This window comes from Pseudomonas sp. C1C7 (genome assembly GCF_013359595.1).
Classification (GTDB): Bacteria; Pseudomonadota; Gammaproteobacteria; order Pseudomonadales; family Pseudomonadaceae; genus Aquipseudomonas.
On the sequence record NZ_JABFMP010000025.1, the window covers coordinates 1 to 16,589 of the forward strand.

Sequence of the window (16,589 nt, forward strand, 5' to 3'; positions counted from 1 at the left end):
CTGATTTCACGACTGCTTCGCAGCCGGACGCAGGCTTCGCCAGCTGCTACAGGTTAGTCTGCTCACACCAGACGAAACCCGGTCATGCCCAGCATGATCGCCAGCGAAACCAACGACCCCACGCCCGCGCCCACCCACCAGAGGGTATTGGCAATCGTTGGTTTGACGCCATGCGCCAGCAACACCACCCGCAACCCCGAGAACAGGTGCGCCAGCACGAAAAACACCCCCAGCGCATAGTGCGGCAGCAGCCGGATGTTCCACGGGTCAGCGATCAGGCCGGTCGGCAGCCCGGCGGCGAATGCCCAGTCCGTGGGGATGCCCAGGTAGGTTCGGGCAAAGATGAACACTGAGTTCATGTGGCCGAGTATGAACACGGACATGAACACCCCCGACGACAGCTGGAAAACCCGGTAGCGGTCCAGGGTGGTCTCGCTTCCGGTCCAGACCAGGCGCAGGCCGCTGACAATCTGGAACAGCATCACCATCACCAGCAAAGGCTCGATGAAAGACGCCCGATAAACCGTGCGCCCGATGTCCATGACCGCCCCGTGCGCCTGCGGGCTGACGAGGCCGAACAGGTGATTGGTGATGTGGAACAGCACGTATAGCGCAGCGATCGCACCACAGACGCCATGCGCCACCCGCAGCGGCGCTGACAGACTCGCCCGTCCCGGCGCCTGAGACACCCCCTTTCGAATCGCCACGTATCCCAACAACAACCACGCCGGAGTCCAGATCCAGGTATCGGGAATCGGGCTGCCCGCCATGTAGGAAACCACGCCGAAAAACACGTAAGTCGTCGGCGCGGTCATGGCGATGAAGGCGAAACGTCGCGCCCGCGAGGCCTCCCCGGCGCCCGCCCGAAGCGGATGGCCCGCTTGCAGCAGACAGATCAACGGCACTGCAAAGGCCACCACCAGCATCAAGGTCGCCATGGCCGTCGAGCCCGCGGACACCGGCTGATCGGCCGCGCCCGGCGTCACCGCCCAGTGGAAGGCATCCAGCACCCAGGGGTACAGCGCTGCACAAACCGCCGTCAGCCAGATGACGCGCCGGGCCTCCGTTGATTGCACGCCAGCGCCGAGAGGCACCGATTCGTCCTGCGTGAGTGTGTTGAGCATTCGGGCTCTCCAGTCGAGATGGGAAACAGTGTCAAAGCGCAGACACGTTATCGCCTTCATGCCCTATGCTATAGATCCAAAAATGCTGGAATTGATTGGGACATCGAAATGCGAAAAATCGAATCCGAAAAAGCGGGCGGTCCTCCGTTGTTCCGGCAAATCTACTGGCGCTTTCGCGATTCGATTGCAGAGGGACGCCTGAAACCCGGTGATCGCGTGCCTTCCATCCGGGCGCTGGCTTCGGACTTGAATCTGGCCCGCGGCACCGTCGAGGCCGCGTACCAGCTGTTGATCAACGAGGGCTACTTTGTCTCGCGCGGGCCTGCCGGAACCGTGGTGTCACCGCAGATCAAACCCGCTCCGCTCAAACCCCGGGCGGCCCCCGTCGCACCCCCGAAGGCGCCGCTGATTCATATGGGCGAACCGCCGCTGCCGTTGCAGATGGGCCTGCCGGCGCTGGATGCGTTCCCCGGCCCGCTGTGGAATCGCCTGGCTCACCACACGCTGCGCCACTCGCAGCTGGATGGGCTGATTTACCCGGACGCCCGCGGTCATCGCGCACTGCGCGAAGCGGTGGCGGGCTACTTGAGCGTCTCCCGTGGCATCGCCTGCTCACCCGAGCAGATTTTCATTGTCGCCGGCTACCGCGCCTGTCTGGATCTGATCTGCCGCAGTCTGCTGAACCGGGGCGATAACTGCTGGGTCGAGGACCCCGGGTATTTCGCCGCCAGTCATTTCCTGCGGGAAGCGGGTGCGAACCTCGTGCCAGTGCCCGTCGACGCGGAAGGCATCGACGTGCAAAGCGCCGTGCAACAGGCACCGGACGCGCGTTTTGCCGTGGTGACACCCACTCACCAGAGCCCGCTCTGCGTCCCCATGTCCATGCCGCGCCGCCAGGCCCTGCTGGATTGGGCCAACCGGCAGAACAGCTGGATCATCGAGGATGACTACGACAGCGAATACCGCTATCAGGGCCGAACGCTGCCCGCGCTGAAAAGCCTCGATGGCGGCAATCGGGTGTTGTATTGCGGCACCTTCAGCAAGGTGTTGGTGCCGGCCCTGCGCCTGGCTTATGTGGTGGTATCGGAAGATCTCGTGGCGCGGTTCACCCAAATCGCCGACATGATGCACAGCCACAGCCCTCACCTGTGGCAAGTCACCACGGCCAGGTTCATCGAGCAAGGCCATTTCGCCCGCCATCTGAAAAGAATGCGTGATCTCTATTCGTCTCGCCGAGGCCTGCTGGCCGAGGCCCTGCACGCGGTCCTTGGGGATCAATGCTCCGTCGATCGCCAGGTAGGCGGAATGCATCTGATCCTGCGGCTGGCCCCAGGCATGGATGACCGCGCCATCGCGCTGCGTGCGCGGGAGGCAGGTCTGAGCATCCAGGCGTTGTCGAACTGGTACGCCTCGACACCGGCAGCACAGGGCCTGCTCCTGGGCTTCACCAACGTGAAAGACCAAGCCCACGCCCTGGAATTGGCGCGACGCCTGGAAAAGGTCATGCAGGGCCTGACTTAAGCGCGCAGATCAGGCGTCCAGCCAAGCATGCGCCGCGCCTTTTCAGTGCTGACCTGCGGATTGTCTTCGGCGATGTTGAACACGCCATTGGCGTGCAACCGCAGCGCCAGCAACGCGGCCCAGGCCGCCGCCTCGACATGCAAGGGGCTGGTCCCCGACGGCTGATCGGTGCCGGTACCCGGACCATACAGCTGACCGTAGCGAAGCACGGTGCCCTCCACAGACGGCGTGTTCAACACGCGATGTTCCAGCGCCGCCACGCCACCCACGCTGATCGCGCGCAAGCCCTGCGCCTGCAGATCCAGCGCGGCCTCCTCTGCGTAAGGCATGGGGCCCTCGGCATACGCCCACGCAATACTCTGGGCGACAACGCGCTCACAGCCCGATGCCCGCGCGGCCGCCATCAGATTGGCCGTGCCCTGATCACGCAATCGTGCGTTGCGAGCGATCGCCTCCGCCATCTGCGTGGGGTCGAGCCCCCGTGGCAGATCCGTGAGTTGATGCACGACACAGTCGGGCTTGATCCGCAGCAATTGCGCCTCCAGTGCCTGGGCATCGAAAACATCGACAACCACGGGGCTCACACCCAGGGAACGCAACCGTTGGGCCTGCTCCTCACGGCGCGTGCTGCCGTAGACGCGGTAACCCGCCTGAAGCAGCAACTTGACCAGGACACTGCCGATAACCCCGGTAGCGCCTGCAACGAAAATGCTTTCAGCCATGAGCGGTTTCCTCCAACGGGAAAAACACCGGCTCCGCGCTCAATTGCCGACGGGCTTGCAGCAAGGCCGCGCTGACCGCGTCCGGCCCCGTCGCCATGCCCTGAAGGTAGACGAAACGCAAATCATGCAAACCGATGGTATTCAACACGCAGCGCAGAAACGAGCTGATGAATTCGGGCTGATTGGCTTGCGGGCCACGATGAATGCCACCGGAGCTGATCAGCAAGTAAGTCGGTCGATCCGCGAGCAAGCCGATTTTCCCGTTGGGTCCGCGACCGAACGTGCGCCGCGCGCGAACCACATTGTCGACCCACAGCTTGAGGGCGGCCGGCACGCTGAAGTTGTGAATGGGCGTCGCGATAAACAGCACATCACTGCGTTCAAGTTCGGCGATCAAACGCTCGGATTGGGCGAAGGCCGGGTCATCGTTTTCCCGACCGCCCAGCAAGGCCACACAGTAGGCATCGCTGACCGGCAGCAAAGGATCAGCCATCAGGTCGCGTACGGTGAGATTCAGCTCCGGACGTCTGCTGCGCAGGCTTTCGATCATGTCCATGGCCAGGCGGAAGCCAGCAGAGCCCGATCCATTCGGGCTGCTGTTGATCATGAGTAATTCTTTCACTGCCCTGGTCCCGTCACTCCGACAATGGCTGAACGAAATGCATGCCCTTGGCCAGCATTCCCTCGCGGAAATAAAAACGCTGGGCCAGCGGCATGTGCAGTCCGGTGTCGAGCACCAGGTGTGCGCAACCGCGACTGATCGCCTCGGCCCGCACGGCATCGAGCAGACTCGCGCCCAGACCCAGATGACGCGCCGCGGTGTCGACCACCAGGTCGTCCACGTAAATGAAGCGGCCATAAAGCAGGTTTTCGGTCTCACGAAAACCGATCAGCCCTACATAGGTTCCGTCTTGCCGGGCCGCCAGCAACTGGTAACCCTGCTTGAGTTGCCGTGCAATCTGCTGGGCGAACAACGCAGGAGACACCAATGCCGGACGCAGCTGTTTCATCAGTTCGAAGCACGCTTCGAGCTCCGACGGGGTGGTTAACGCGTGCAAATCCACTTGGGGGGCCATGATCAACCTCGGGTGAGAAAGTCGAATCAATGTAGGGGCAGGATGACTTAGCGGGTAGATCCAAAAATGCGATAAACGGGTAGGACATTCAGACCCGACTGCCACCGTTTTTTATGCGCTTCGCACATCGAATTAATGCGCAGACATCACTGTAATTTGCGCCACCCGCAGCACATTCTTGGCCCGCAGGCGTTCCCTAAGAACAATAAGAATCAAAGCCCTGAGGCCTCTAATGAAGAAGCGTTCATTGTTGGGACTGTTCGTATTTTCCGTATCCGCAAGTTCTCTGCCCGTTCAAGCAGAAGATGTGCAAGCCAAAGATGAGCCTGAAGGATTTATCGAAGGCTCAACCGCCAAAATCCTTGCACGCAACATGTACTTCAACCGCAACTCGCTGTCCCACTATCCCGATGCAATAGGATGGGGTCAGGGTTTCCTGATGGACTACCAGTCCGGGTTCACCCAGGGTGTTATTGGCTTTGGCATCGACGCCAGTGCCTATACCGCCTACAAGCTCGATGGTGGACGCGGCACTCAGGGCACGGGCATGTTTCCCGTCGAGGGTGACGGGGAAAGAAGTGAGTCATCGACACTTAATGGCTCTGTAAAAGCCAAATGGTCGAACACCGTTTTGAAGTTTGGCGACTTGCGTCCTTACAACCCGGTCTTCGCCACGCCCGACTTGAGATTGATGCCGATGACCACTCGGGGCTTTCAACTCCTGAGCGATGACATCGAAACAGTCAGCCTCGATATCGGCCACTTCTATTCTTCCCGGGGTTACACGACCACCAACCACGACGAGGGCTTCAAGGCCGGTTACGCCGGAGTCGACGCCGGCGACGTGGATTATGCCGGCCTGACCTGGCAGCCGATCGAGGAAGGCAGTCTCGGTTTTTATGCGTCCCGCGCGCAGGACCTGTGGCGCCAGTACTACGTCAACGCGAACTACACCTTCGCGTTGGCGGCAGAGCAGACGCTGGGTTTGGACTTCAACCTCTACCGCTCGCTCGATACCGGCCAGGCCAATGCCGGCACGATCAATGTCACGGCCTGGTCGCTCGCGACCACTTATGGCAATGGCCCGCACAGCTACACCCTGTCCTATCAGAAAGTTCATGGCAGCCAGCCGTTCGACTATCTGATGTCGTCCGACGGGACTTACATGGACTCCATCTACCTGGCCAACTCCTCGCAATACGGTGACTTCAACGGTCCCGGCGAACAATCCATAGGCCTGGGTTACGCCTATGACTTCGGCAGCACCGGTTATTTGCACACGACACTCAGCCTTCGCTACGTCTACGGCTTCGATATCGATAACGAGAAAGTTGATCCCGAGGGTTTGTACGCCTACTTCGCCCACGCCGATAAACAGATCGAACGGGATATCGACCTTAAAACCGTGGTGGAAAGTGGCGCCCTGAAGAACCTCTCCGTACGCGTCCGTTATGCCGACCAGTCCTTCACCGGCGACAGCGTCAAGCAACTTCGCATCATTACCGAATACCCCTTCGATCTTTTCTGATCTGTCTCATCACAATAAAAACAAGAGGTCTCCCATGAAGAACTTGCGGATCAAGTGTATTGCGCTGGCGATTACTTTCTCTTCCCTGGCCTTATCTGCGCAGGCGGACACTGTTTATGTGCATGCCGGGCATCTGGTGGATGTGGAGAAAGGCAAAGTGCTGAGCGATCAACGCATCAAGATCGACGGTGAGCGCATCGTCGCCGTCGAGCCCTGGAGCGCGCCACCGGCCAACAGCACGGTGATCGACTGGTCGGGCAAAACCGTGCTGCCGGGCCTGATCGACATGCACACGCACATTTCCGACTGGGACATGACCAACAACGTCGCCGAACCGCTGTTGCATTCCCCCCAGGACGTTGCGCTGATGGGCGCCAAACATGCTTATCAGACCCTGCGCGCAGGCTTCACCACCGTGCATGACCTGGGCACTTATCGCGCCTTCACCGACGTCGCCCTGCGCGATGCGATCAACGCCAATCGGGTGTTGGGGCCGCGGATGAACGTGGTGGGCGCCTACATCACCGTGGCCGGCGGCGGTGGCGAGGTCACCGGATTCGCCCCTGGCGTGGAGATCCCGGCGGACATGCGCGTGGGGGTTTACCGCGATGCCAACGACGCCAGGTTGAAGACCCGCTACCTGTTCCAGCACGGCGTGGACACCATCAAGATGATGGGCACCGGCTCGGTACTGGCCGAAGGCACCGAGCCCGGCCAGATGGAAATGACCGAGGACGAAATGCGCGCCGTGGTGCAGGAAGCCAGGATTCACAAAAGCTATGCCACCGTGCACGCCCATGGCGCCGAAGGGATCAAGGCGGCGATCCGCGCGGGTGTGAAATCCGTCGAACACGCCTCGCTGCTGGATGACGAAGGCATCAAGCTGGCCAAGGACAACGGCACCTATCTGGTGATGGACATCTATAACGGCGACTACATCGATGAAGTCGGTCGCGAGGAAAAATGGCCGGAGAGTTACCTGCGCAAGAACGCCGAAACCACCGACGTGCAGCGCCAGGCCTTTCGCAAGGCGGTCAAGGCCGGGGTGAAGATCGCCTATGGCACCGACGCCGGCGTTTATCCGATCGGCACCAACGCCAAACAGTTCGCCTACATGGTCAAGTTCGGCATGACGCCGATGCAGGCGATCCAGTCCGCCACGGTGGTCGCCGCCGACCTGCTCAACTGGCAGCAGGATGTCGGCGCCATCAGTGCCGGGCGCTATGCCGACATGATCGCGGTGGACGGCGATCCGCTCGCCGACATCAGCGTTCTGGAGAAATTGCCCGTGGTCATGAAAGGCGGAAGCATTGTGCCGGCCGATATCCTGCCCGGCCTCTGAAAGGCGTAATGAAACCGGCGGTCCGCAGGCGGTATTAATTGAACAACTCGACCGGCAAGGAACTTGCTTAGCTGGTAAGATGCGCGGCGTTAATACTCAAGAGGATTGTTTCATGGCCACTAACCGTTCCCAGCGTCTGCGCAAAAAGCTCTGTGTAGACGAGTTCCAGGAATTGGGTTTCGAATTGAACCTGGACTTCAAGGAAGATCTGGCTGACGAGGCAATCGACGCATTCCTCGACGCGTTCCTGAAAGAAGCCATGGAAGCCAACGGTCTGGGCTATGTTGGCGGCGACGACTTCGGTCTGGTTTGCCTGCAGAAGCGCGGTTCGGTCTCCGAAGAGCAGCGCGCTGCCGTTGAAGCCTGGCTCAAGGGCCGCAGCGAACTGACCGAAGTCACCGTCAGCCCGCTGATCGACGTCTGGTACCCGGAAAAGCCGATCAATCCGGTAGCTTGATGTTCAAAAGGGCCATCCATTGTGATGGCCCTTTTTCTTTGTGGTGTCCCCGATCCTTGTAGCAGCTGGCGAAGCCTGCGTCCGGCTGCGAAGCAGTCGTGAAATCAGGCAACGTGGTGTGTCAGATGGATTCGGTACTCAGGTTTTACGACTGCTTCGCAGCCGAACGCAGGCTTCGCCAGCATCTACAAAGTAAAAAATAGCGGATTAGCAGACCAAGGCCGCAACACCTTGGGGCATAATGCCGACACTTTTGTCACCGCTGAGGGCTTTCATTTTCATGCCCTCGTCAATTTCCCCTCGACTGCAGGGTCTTATTTCACATGATCAAATCGTTGCGTCCATTGCTGCTGGCCAGCCTACTTTTGCCGCTGGCCCTCCCCGCTTCCGCTGAAACGATCAACACCTCCCTGACGCCCAACGTCGAAAAAGCCCTGAAGGCCAGCAAGTTGCAGGACAACGCCCTGTCGCTGGTGATGATCCCGCTCAACGGCCCCGGCACCCCGACCATTTTCAACGCCGACGTGTCGGTCAACCCGGCCTCGACCATGAAGCTGGTGACCACCTACGCGGCCCTGGAAATGCTCGGCCCCAACCATCAGTGGAAAACCGAGTTCTACACCGACGGCACCCTGAGCGGCGGCATTCTCAACGGTAACCTCTACCTCAAGGGTGGCGGCGATCCGAAGCTGAACATGGAAAAGCTCTGGCTGTTGATGCGCGACCTGCGCGCCAATGGCGTGACCCAGGTCACCGGTGATCTGGTGCTGGACAAGAATTTCTTCGTGCAGCCGCAACTGCCCGAGTTCAATGACGATGGCAATGACGAGAACAAGCCGTTCCTGGTCAAGCCTGACGCCCTGCTGGTCAACCTCAAGGCCCTGCGCTTCGTTGCGCGCAACGACGGCGGGCGTGTGCTGATTTCGGTGGAACCGCCGATCGCCAGCATTCGTATCGAGAATCAGGTCAAGGCGCTTCCTTCAAAGCAATGCACCGGCGGCGTGCGCTACAACCCGGTGCCTCAGGCCGATGGCAGCGTGACGGTCACCGTCGGCGGTCAGTTGGGTGACGGCTGCAGCTCGCAGACATACCTGTCGCTGCTCGACCACGCGACCTACACCGCCGGCGCGGTGCGTGCGATCTGGAAAGAACTGGGTGGCAGCATCCAGGGCCGTGACGTTCTGGCGCCAACGCCGAAAGATGCCAAGGTGCTGGCCCGGGCGTTCTCGCCGGATCTGGCGGAAATCATTCGCGACATCAACAAGTACAGTAACAACACCATGGCCCAGCAGCTGTTCCTGAGCCTGGGACAACGCTTCCGCACCGACGCCGACGCCGACGACGCCAAGGCCGCCCAGCGTGTGGTCCGTCAGTGGCTGGCGAAGAAAGGCATCACCGCGCCGCACCTGGTCATGGAGAACGGCTCCGGCCTGTCCCGCTCCGAACGCGTCAGCGCCCGGGAAATGGCCTCGATGCTGCAAGCCGCCTGGCGCAGCCCGTATGCGGCCGAGTACATCAGCTCGATGCCGATCGCCGGTACCGACGGCACCATGCGCAAACGCCTGAAGACCACCGCGATGCGCGGCGAAGCCCACGTCAAGACCGGTACCCTGAACACCGTGCGCGCCATCGCCGGCTACAGCCGTGATGTCAACGGCAACACCTGGGCCGTGGTCGCCATCCTCAACGACAAAGCCCCCTTCGGCGCCTCGTCGGTACTCGATCAGGTACTGCTGGACCTGTACCGCCAGCCGAAAGTGGCGCAGACGGCTTCGGTGCTGTAACCGCTCTAAAGCTCAAGCCCGCTCCCACAGGTTTATCTGGTGTACTCAAATCCCGCGAACACCCACAAACCCTGTAGGAGCCGGGCTTGCCCGCGAAGAGGCCGGCACATTCAATAGAGATGTTGGCTGACCAGACGCCATCGCGGGCAAGCCCGCTCCCACAGGTTGGTTGAGGTTGATCAGAGGTTATGTACAAACCTCGGGATCAGTTCATCTCCCCCTGCACCCGATCCCTGCCCTCCTGCTTCGCCACATACACCCCCGAATCCGCCCTCAGCAACAGCGCATCGGCCCCCTCGCCGATTCGCCAGCTGGCGATACCGAAACTGGCGGTGACGACGCCGACTTCATCGATCGGCGCACTGCGCAGGCTTTGCCACAGTTCCAGGGCCAGGGTGTGGGCCTGTTCGCCGCCGATGTCCGGGCAGAGCACCATGAACTCTTCACCGCCCAGGCGGCAGAACACGTCGGTGCGGCGCAGCCGGTGGCCGATGCGTTCGCACACGGCCTGCAGCACCCGGTCGCCCACGGCATGGCCGTACTGATCGTTGATGCGCTTGAAATGGTCGATGTCCAGCATGATCACCGACAGCTCGCCGCCCCCGCGCTCCACCCGGGCCATCTCGGTGGTCAGGCGTTCCTGGAAATAGCGGCGGTTATGAATACCCGTCAGCGAATCGGTGACCGACAGCGCACGCAGCTCTTCCTCCACCCGCTTCATGTCGGAAATGTCCGAGATATAGCCGTGCCACAACACCCCACCGCCCGGCAGCTCCTCCGGCGTCGCCTCGCCGCGGACCCAACGCAACCCACGCTGAGGCAACTGCACGCGGTACTCCTCGCGCCACGGGCTCAGGTTGTCGGCCGAGGCGCGGATCGAGGCGCGCACCCGGGTCGTGTCCTGTGGATGAATACGGGTGAAGATCGCCTCGGCATTGAGCAGCAGCACATCCGGCTCCAGCTCGTAGATTTCACGAATACCGTCACTGGCGTAGATCACACTGAAACGTCCGTCGAACTCCATCTTGAACTGATAGATCCCACCGGGCACATGGGCGCTGAGCTTCTTCAACAACACATCCCGCGCCGCCAGCGCCTCATGCACCCGCTTGCGCTCGGTGATGTCGATGCACACCGCCAGGTGCCCGACCCACAGACCCTGCTCGTCGAGCACCGGCGTGGCCAGCATGTTGACCATCAAATGGCTGCCGTCGCTGCGTACCAGCGTCCACTCGCGGGTTTCGTGCCGGCTTTCGACGCTGGACTCGACCAGCATCGCCTGACAGGTCGGCACCGGCTTGCCGAAACGCGCGCTCAACTCGACGGAACGGGCCGTCAGCTCCCGGGGCAGGTGCAGGTTTTCCAGGGTCATGCGGCCCACCACTTCGGCGGCGGTGTAGCCGAGCATCTGTTCGGCACCGGCATTGAAGGTGCTGATCACCCCACGCAGATCCGTGGCGATGATCGCCACCTGGGTCGCGGCATTCAGCACCCCGCGCAGCTGGCCGTGGGTGCCGCGCAGCTCCTGTTCCCGGGCGCGCAGTTCCTCGGTGCGCTGGTCGACCATTTTCAACGCACGCTGGCGCTGGCTCACCAGCACATAGAGCAAGGCGCTGAGCAGCACACTGATCAAACCACCGAGCACCACTATCGCGGTCACCGACGAATGGTTGGCCTGGAGGAAGGCTTCGCTGGGCTGAATGTCGACCTGATATTCGTGATCGGCCAGACGCAACAGGCGGCTCGCGGCCAGGTCGCTGACGGCGGGAGGGTTCGCTGATTCGAACAGGACTTCGTGCTGATCCTCGATGGACAGGTCGAGGATGCGCACCGACAGATAATCGCGCCCCGCCTCCGGCAAACCGTCGGACAGCAACTGACGCATGCTGATCACCGCCATCACATAACCGAAGGGCTTGTCGGTTGCGGCCTGCGGATCATTGCGCTGCCTGACCGGCGCCACCAGCAGCACACCCCGCGCATAGGCCGGTTCGATACTGACCAGATGCATCGGTTGCGACACCGCCATCCGCCCATGCGCATCGGCACGCTCCAGCGTCGCCCGGCGCAAAGGCTGCGCCAGCAAGTCGTAACCCAGGGGCGAACCGAGCTTGCTTTGGGTCTGGCTGTACAGCACCACCACGTACTCATCCCGCTCGCCAGCCAGTTGCAGCTGACCGTCGGCATTGAGTTCACGCAAGGTAAAGTCCGTCAGCCCCTCGTCCCGCGCCCGTTGCTCGAACGCCGCGCGCTGCGCGCCACTGACCCGTTCGGCGAACGAATAGGCCTGTGTGCGATGCAACAGAGGTTGGGTGTAGCCGTTGAATTCGGCTCGGGAAACCGTATCGGAATTGGCGAAGAACCGGCGCAGGCCGTCGAGGCGCTGCTCCTGATCCTCGAAACGTTCTTCGATACGGCTGTAACGCTCGCTGGCCAGCAGCTGGAACCGTTGACGCAATTGATGCTTGAACAGGTCCAGCGTCGACCACGCCAGGATGCCGGTCAGAACCCCGCCGAGCAGCAATACCAGCAGCGCGACCAGCCAGGCCGAGACATCTTCGCTGATAAAACCCAGGATTTTTGGGCGCACGGCGTGCAACGACATAAATGCAACTCAGAACGCCAGGTGCGGGAAAGCCCTTTGGCCCTGAATTGAGTTATAGCTATTAGCCACTAATTTGACCAGTACTCGGAGAATCCAAGAGCCTATAAAAATCAAGGCTCTGTGGATCCAATCACAACAAGCGTCAACGGGCCGTGATTTTCCAGGCGCGGTGGATCTTCGAATTGCGGGCAAAATCCGGATCAATGGTCTGCGCGGTGATCTCTTCGACCGCATAGCGCTCGGCGAGATTGGCCTCCAGCTCGAACTTACGGAAGTTGTTGGAGAAGTACAGGACACCGCCGGCGGCCAGGCGCGCCATGGCCAGATCGATCAGTTGCACTTGATCGCGCTGCACGTCGAACACGCCTTCCATGCGCTTGGAGTTGGAGAAGGTCGGCGGGTCGATGAAGATCATGTCGTACTCGTCCCGGGCGTTTTCCAGCCAGGCCATCACATCGCCCTGCTCCAGACGGTTCTTGTCCGAGAAGCCGTTGAGCGACAGATTGCGCCGCGCCCAGTCCAGATAGGTTTTCGACAGATCGACGCTGGTGGTGCTGCGCGCACCGCCCTTGGCCGCGTGCACACTGGCGGTGGCGGTGTAGCAGAACAGATTGAGGAAGCGCTTGCCGGCGGCCTCTTTCTGAATCCGCAGGCGCATTGGCCGGTGGTCGAGGAACAGGCCGGTATCGAGGTAGTCGGTGAGATTGACCAGCAGCTTCACGCCGCCTTCATTAACCTCCACGAACTTGCCCTGGGCCGCCTGACGCTCGTACTGCTTGATGCCGCTCTGGCGCTCGCGACGCTTGACCACCACGCGGCTCTTGTCGATGTTCAGCGCCTGGGGAATGGCCGCCAGGGCATCGAACATGCGCGCCGAAGCCTTTTCCGGGTCGACGGACTTGGGCGCGGCGTATTCCTGGACGTGGACCCAGTCGTGATACAGGTCGATGGCCATGGAGTATTCCGGCATGTCGGCATCGTAGACACGATAGCAATCGACGCCATCACGCTTGGCCCACTTGCCCAAAGCCTTGAGGTTTTTCAGCAGGCGGTTGGCGAACATCTGCCCGCCTTCGCTCAGGCGCGGCTGCTCGACCACAGGCACAGGCGCCGGCTTGATTGGGTTGCCATTCTTGTTGAACTTGCGCTCTTGCGGCTCGTTCGGCAGCTGGTCGTACGCGGCCTGTTCACGCTCGGCCTGACGCTGTTCCGGGGTCTTGCGTTCGCCGGTGACGAACTGGCTCGGCTGCACCTTGATCAGCAGCAGCTTGCACGGCAAGGCGCCGTTCCAGAACGAATACTGCTTGTGGCTGCGGATGCCCATGCGCTTGCCCAGGTCCGGGGCGCCGGTGAACACCGCCGCTTCCCAGTTCAGGCAGGCCTGGCGCAGGCGTTCGCCGAGGTTCTGATAGAGGTAGAGCAGGCTCGCTTCCTCGCCCAGACGCTCGCCGTAGGGCGGGTTGCAGATCACCAGGCCTTTCTGGTTCTGATCCGGGCGCGGCTCGAAGGTCGCGACTTCGCCCTGGTAGATCTTGATCCACTCGCTCAGGCCGGCACGTTCGACGTTATTGCGCCCCGGCTGAATCAGCCGCGGGTCGGCTTCGTAACCACGAATCCACAGCGGCGGCTTGGCCAGACCGGCCGCCGCACGCTCGACGGCCTCTTCATGGAGCTTTTTCCACAATGCCGGCACGTGCCCCAGCCAGGCGCTGAAGCCCCACTGCTCGCGACGCAGGTTCGGTGCAATATCGGCGGCGATCATTGCCGCTTCGACGAGGAAGGTACCCACACCGCACATCGGGTCCGCCAGCGCGCCGCCTTCGGCCGCGATACGTGGCCAGCCGGAACGGATCAGGATCGCCGCCGCGAGGTTTTCCTTCAGCGGCGCGGCGCCTTGCTGCAGGCGATAACCGCGCTGGTGCAGGCTGTGGCCGGAAAGATCGAGGGAAAGAATGGCTTCGCCACGGTCCAGGCGCAGGTGCACGCGCAGGTCCGGGTTGAGTTTGTCGATGGACGGGCGATCGCCCTGCGGGGTGCGCAGCTTGTCGACGATGGCGTCCTTGACCTTCAGCGCACCGAAGTGGGTGTTGTCGATGCCCGAGCCGTGGCCGCTGAATTCGACGGCCAGGGTGCCGTCATTGAGCATGTGGTCCTGCCAATCGATGTCGTGCACGCCTTGATAAAGGTCGTCGGCGTTTTTCATCGGGAAGCGCTTGAGAACCAGCAGCACCCGGTTGGCCAGGCGCGACCACAGGCACAGGCGATAGGCGGCTTCCATGGTGGCCATGCCGCGCACGGCAGAGGTGTGCTCACGTGCATCCTCAAGGCCAAGCCCGGCGGCTTCCTCGATGAGCAGGCCTTCAAGGCCTTTTGGACAGGTGAGGAAGAGTTCGAAACGATCAGACATGAGGATACAGAGCCTTTGGCTAGTGAACCGGCAACGCATTGCCGGCCCGGTTTTCAATCAGGCGCTTTTCTCGAAGAGCGCCCGCGTGGCACGAAGGTGTGCCTCTCCACCCTGACTGCTCGGATTCAAAAGAGCTTAGATGCCAGGACAGATAAAAAAGTTGATGCAATAAAATGTCATAAGTCGACCCTTCGTCGAAAAATGTCGCACTACAACGCGAGACATTCTCAGCAAAGGATTAACCCCTTCATCCTGCGGGGCGCCGATCATACAGGGCTTTGATCAATAAATACGCTACGAATATCGTGTTACTTATGGCCTTACCATCTTCATGGTTACGTTCTTATGACAAAACGATCATTCCCTCGATGTGACGCATTGGTTAGAAATCAATACAGGTTGGCGCCGCCATGACGCCAACACTTTGGCTCGCCACGCCGGCAGCGGGCCCCAAATGGCAGAGTCTTTCTGCCTGACCTCGATAGAGGTCGACGCGATGAAAACAGTCAACAAGTGAGGGCAACACCCTATGAGAAGACTTAAGCGTGATCCTTTGGAACGAGCATTTTTGCGCGGCTATCAATATGGGGTTGGTGGTAAATCCCGTGAGCTTTGCCCATTTACTCTACCGTCGGTACGCCAAGCCTGGATCAACGGCTGGCGAGAAGGACGCGGCGACAACTGGGACGGTATGACCGGCACTGCGGGAATCCACAGACTCAACGAACTTCACGCTGTCGGCTAACACAGGGCATTCATTCCGACACGACAATCTGAGCAAGTAACGAATTAACCACGCACGTCCCATCCGGACGGCGGGCTGCGGCCCAGGGGCTCCTTTTGAGGGGCCCTTTTTTATGCCTGGGTTTTGGCCTTTAAAAACCTGTAGGAGCTGGCGAAGGCTGCGATCTTTTGATCTTGCTTTCAGAAAACAGAATCAAAAGATCGCAGCCTTCGGCAGCTCCTGCATTGAACGGGTAGGACGCGGGTTAGCGCAGAGCGGCAATCGCATCCACGGACTCGCGAATCAACGCCGGGCCCTTGTAGATGAACCCGGAATAGATCTGCACCAGGCTCGCACCCGCGGTGATTTTCTCCGCCGCGTGCTTGCCTTCGGTGATGCCGCCCGCGGCGATGATCGGCAGGCGACCGCCCAGCTCCGAGGCCAGCACTTTCACGGTATGGGTGCTCTTCTCGCGCACCGGAGCGCCCGACAGGCCGCCCGCCTCGTCACCGTGTTCCATACCTTCAACGCCCACGCGGCTCAAGGTGGTGTTGGTGGCGATGACCGCGTCCATGCCGGTTTCGATCAGGGCTTGCGCGACCTGCGCGGTTTCTTCGTCGGTCATGTCCGGGGCGATCTTGATCGCCAGGGGCACGTGCTTGCCGTGACGCAGCGCCAGTTCGGCGCGGCGGGTGGCCAGGTCGGCGAGCAGTTGCTTGAGCGAATCACCGAATTGCAGGCTGCGCAGGCCCGGGGTGTTCGGTGAGCTGACGTTGACGGTCACATAGCTGGCGTGGGCATAGACCTTGTCCAGGCAGATCAGGTAATCGTCCACCGCGCGTTCTACCGGAGTGTCGAAGTTCTTGCCGATGTTGATGCCCAGCACGCCCTTGTATTTGGCCGCGGCGACGCGGGCCAGCAGGTGATCGACGCCGAGGTTGTTGAAGCCCATGCGGTTGATGATCCCTTCGGCTTCCGGCAGACGGAACAGCCGTGGCTTGGGGTTGCCCGGCTGCGGACGCGGGGTGATGGTGCCGATTTCGACAAAACCGAAACCCAGCTGGGAAAATCCGTCGATGGCCGCGCCGTTCTTGTCCAGACCGGCCGCCAGCCCCACCGGGTTGGGGAAGTCCAGGCCCATGACCGTCACCGGGCTCTTCGCCGGTGCCTTGCACAGCAAACCGTTGAGCCCCAGACGCCCGCCCGCGCCGATCAGGTCCAGGGACAGATCGTGGGAAGTTTCCGGGGAAAGTTTGAACAACAGCTGACGGGCCAGGGTGTACATGGGCGGCTTGGACT

Annotated in this window: 13 protein-coding genes; 6 read left to right on the top strand and 7 right to left on the bottom strand. The window is 61.2% G+C overall.

What is annotated here, in order from left to right; genetic code table 11:
- Positions 1 to 62 precede the first annotated feature (62 nt).
- Complete coding sequence (locus tag HNO86_RS19625; RefSeq protein WP_175378590.1) at positions 63 to 1,124, bottom strand: hypothetical protein; 1,062 nt, start codon at positions 1,122 to 1,124, stop codon at positions 63 to 65.
- 108 nt (positions 1,125 to 1,232) lie between these two features.
- Between HNO86_RS19625 and HNO86_RS19630 the strand changes: the two genes are divergently transcribed.
- Positions 1,233 to 2,645 carry a PLP-dependent aminotransferase family protein gene (locus HNO86_RS19630; RefSeq protein ID WP_175378591.1) on the top strand — a complete coding sequence of 471 codons (1,413 nt, stop codon included), beginning with the start codon at positions 1,233 to 1,235 and terminating at the stop codon, positions 2,643 to 2,645.
- On the opposite strand, the gene HNO86_RS19635 is transcribed toward HNO86_RS19630, so the two are convergent.
- Genes HNO86_RS19635 through HNO86_RS19645 form a run of 3 tightly spaced genes read right to left on the bottom strand, consistent with a single transcriptional unit; the run spans position 2,642 to position 4,443 of the window.
- Positions 2,642 to 3,367, bottom strand: coding sequence for an NAD(P)-dependent oxidoreductase (locus tag HNO86_RS19635; protein WP_175378592.1), 726 nt, complete (start codon positions 3,365 to 3,367; stop codon positions 2,642 to 2,644). The genes HNO86_RS19630 and HNO86_RS19635 overlap by 4 nt on opposite strands.
- Complete coding sequence (locus HNO86_RS19640; RefSeq protein WP_175378593.1) at positions 3,360 to 3,989, bottom strand: NAD(P)H-dependent oxidoreductase; 630 nt, start codon at positions 3,987 to 3,989, stop codon at positions 3,360 to 3,362. Before HNO86_RS19640 ends, HNO86_RS19635 begins: the two co-directional genes overlap by 8 nt.
- A 13-nt stretch (positions 3,990 to 4,002) precedes the next feature.
- Positions 4,003 to 4,443 (bottom strand): GNAT family N-acetyltransferase, encoded by a 441-nt coding sequence (locus tag HNO86_RS19645; RefSeq protein ID WP_175378594.1) that lies wholly within the window; start codon positions 4,441 to 4,443, stop codon positions 4,003 to 4,005.
- 307 nt (positions 4,444 to 4,750) lie between these two features.
- Between HNO86_RS19645 and HNO86_RS19650 the strand changes: the two genes are divergently transcribed.
- The 4 genes from HNO86_RS19650 to dacB all read left to right on the top strand — a co-directional run bounded on the left by HNO86_RS19650 (position 4,751) and on the right by dacB (position 9,554).
- Positions 4,751 to 5,971, top strand: a complete 1,221-nt coding sequence (locus HNO86_RS19650) for an OprD family outer membrane porin (RefSeq protein WP_175378595.1) — start codon at positions 4,751 to 4,753, stop codon at positions 5,969 to 5,971.
- A gap of 34 nt (positions 5,972 to 6,005) precedes the next feature.
- The gene (locus tag HNO86_RS19655; RefSeq protein ID WP_175378596.1) at positions 6,006 to 7,313 is read left to right on the top strand and encodes an amidohydrolase family protein; all 1,308 of its coding nucleotides are present in this window, start codon (positions 6,006 to 6,008) and stop codon (positions 7,311 to 7,313) included.
- 112 nt (positions 7,314 to 7,425) lie between these two features.
- Positions 7,426 to 7,770 carry a YggL family protein gene (locus HNO86_RS19660; RefSeq protein WP_008027379.1) on the top strand — a complete coding sequence of 115 codons (345 nt, stop codon included), beginning with the start codon at positions 7,426 to 7,428 and terminating at the stop codon, positions 7,768 to 7,770.
- Positions 7,771 to 8,093: 323 nt separating this feature from the next.
- Entirely contained in the window at positions 8,094 to 9,554 is a 1,461-nt protein-coding gene (gene dacB, locus HNO86_RS19665) for a D-alanyl-D-alanine carboxypeptidase/D-alanyl-D-alanine-endopeptidase (RefSeq protein ID WP_175378597.1), read from the top strand.
- 205 nt (positions 9,555 to 9,759) lie between these two features.
- Here dacB and HNO86_RS19670 read toward each other — a convergent pair whose 3' ends face one another.
- On the bottom strand, positions 9,760 to 12,159 hold the full coding sequence (locus tag HNO86_RS19670) for a diguanylate cyclase (protein ID WP_175378598.1): 2,400 nt from the start codon (positions 12,157 to 12,159) through the stop codon (positions 9,760 to 9,762).
- 142 nt (positions 12,160 to 12,301) lie between these two features.
- Positions 12,302 to 14,566 carry a bifunctional 23S rRNA (guanine(2069)-N(7))-methyltransferase RlmK/23S rRNA (guanine(2445)-N(2))-methyltransferase RlmL gene (gene rlmKL, locus HNO86_RS19675; protein WP_175378599.1) on the bottom strand — a complete coding sequence of 755 codons (2,265 nt, stop codon included), beginning with the start codon at positions 14,564 to 14,566 and terminating at the stop codon, positions 12,302 to 12,304.
- 529 nt (positions 14,567 to 15,095) lie between these two features.
- Here rlmKL and rmf point away from each other — a divergent pair.
- Complete coding sequence (gene rmf, locus HNO86_RS19680) at positions 15,096 to 15,311, top strand: ribosome modulation factor (RefSeq protein ID WP_003223300.1); 216 nt, start codon at positions 15,096 to 15,098, stop codon at positions 15,309 to 15,311.
- Between the two features lie 244 nt (positions 15,312 to 15,555).
- Here the strand turns inward: rmf and HNO86_RS19685 are convergent, their stop codons facing one another.
- Positions 15,556 to 16,575 carry a quinone-dependent dihydroorotate dehydrogenase gene (locus tag HNO86_RS19685; protein ID WP_175378600.1) on the bottom strand — a complete coding sequence of 340 codons (1,020 nt, stop codon included), beginning with the start codon at positions 16,573 to 16,575 and terminating at the stop codon, positions 15,556 to 15,558.
- Positions 16,576 to 16,589 lie beyond the last annotated feature (14 nt).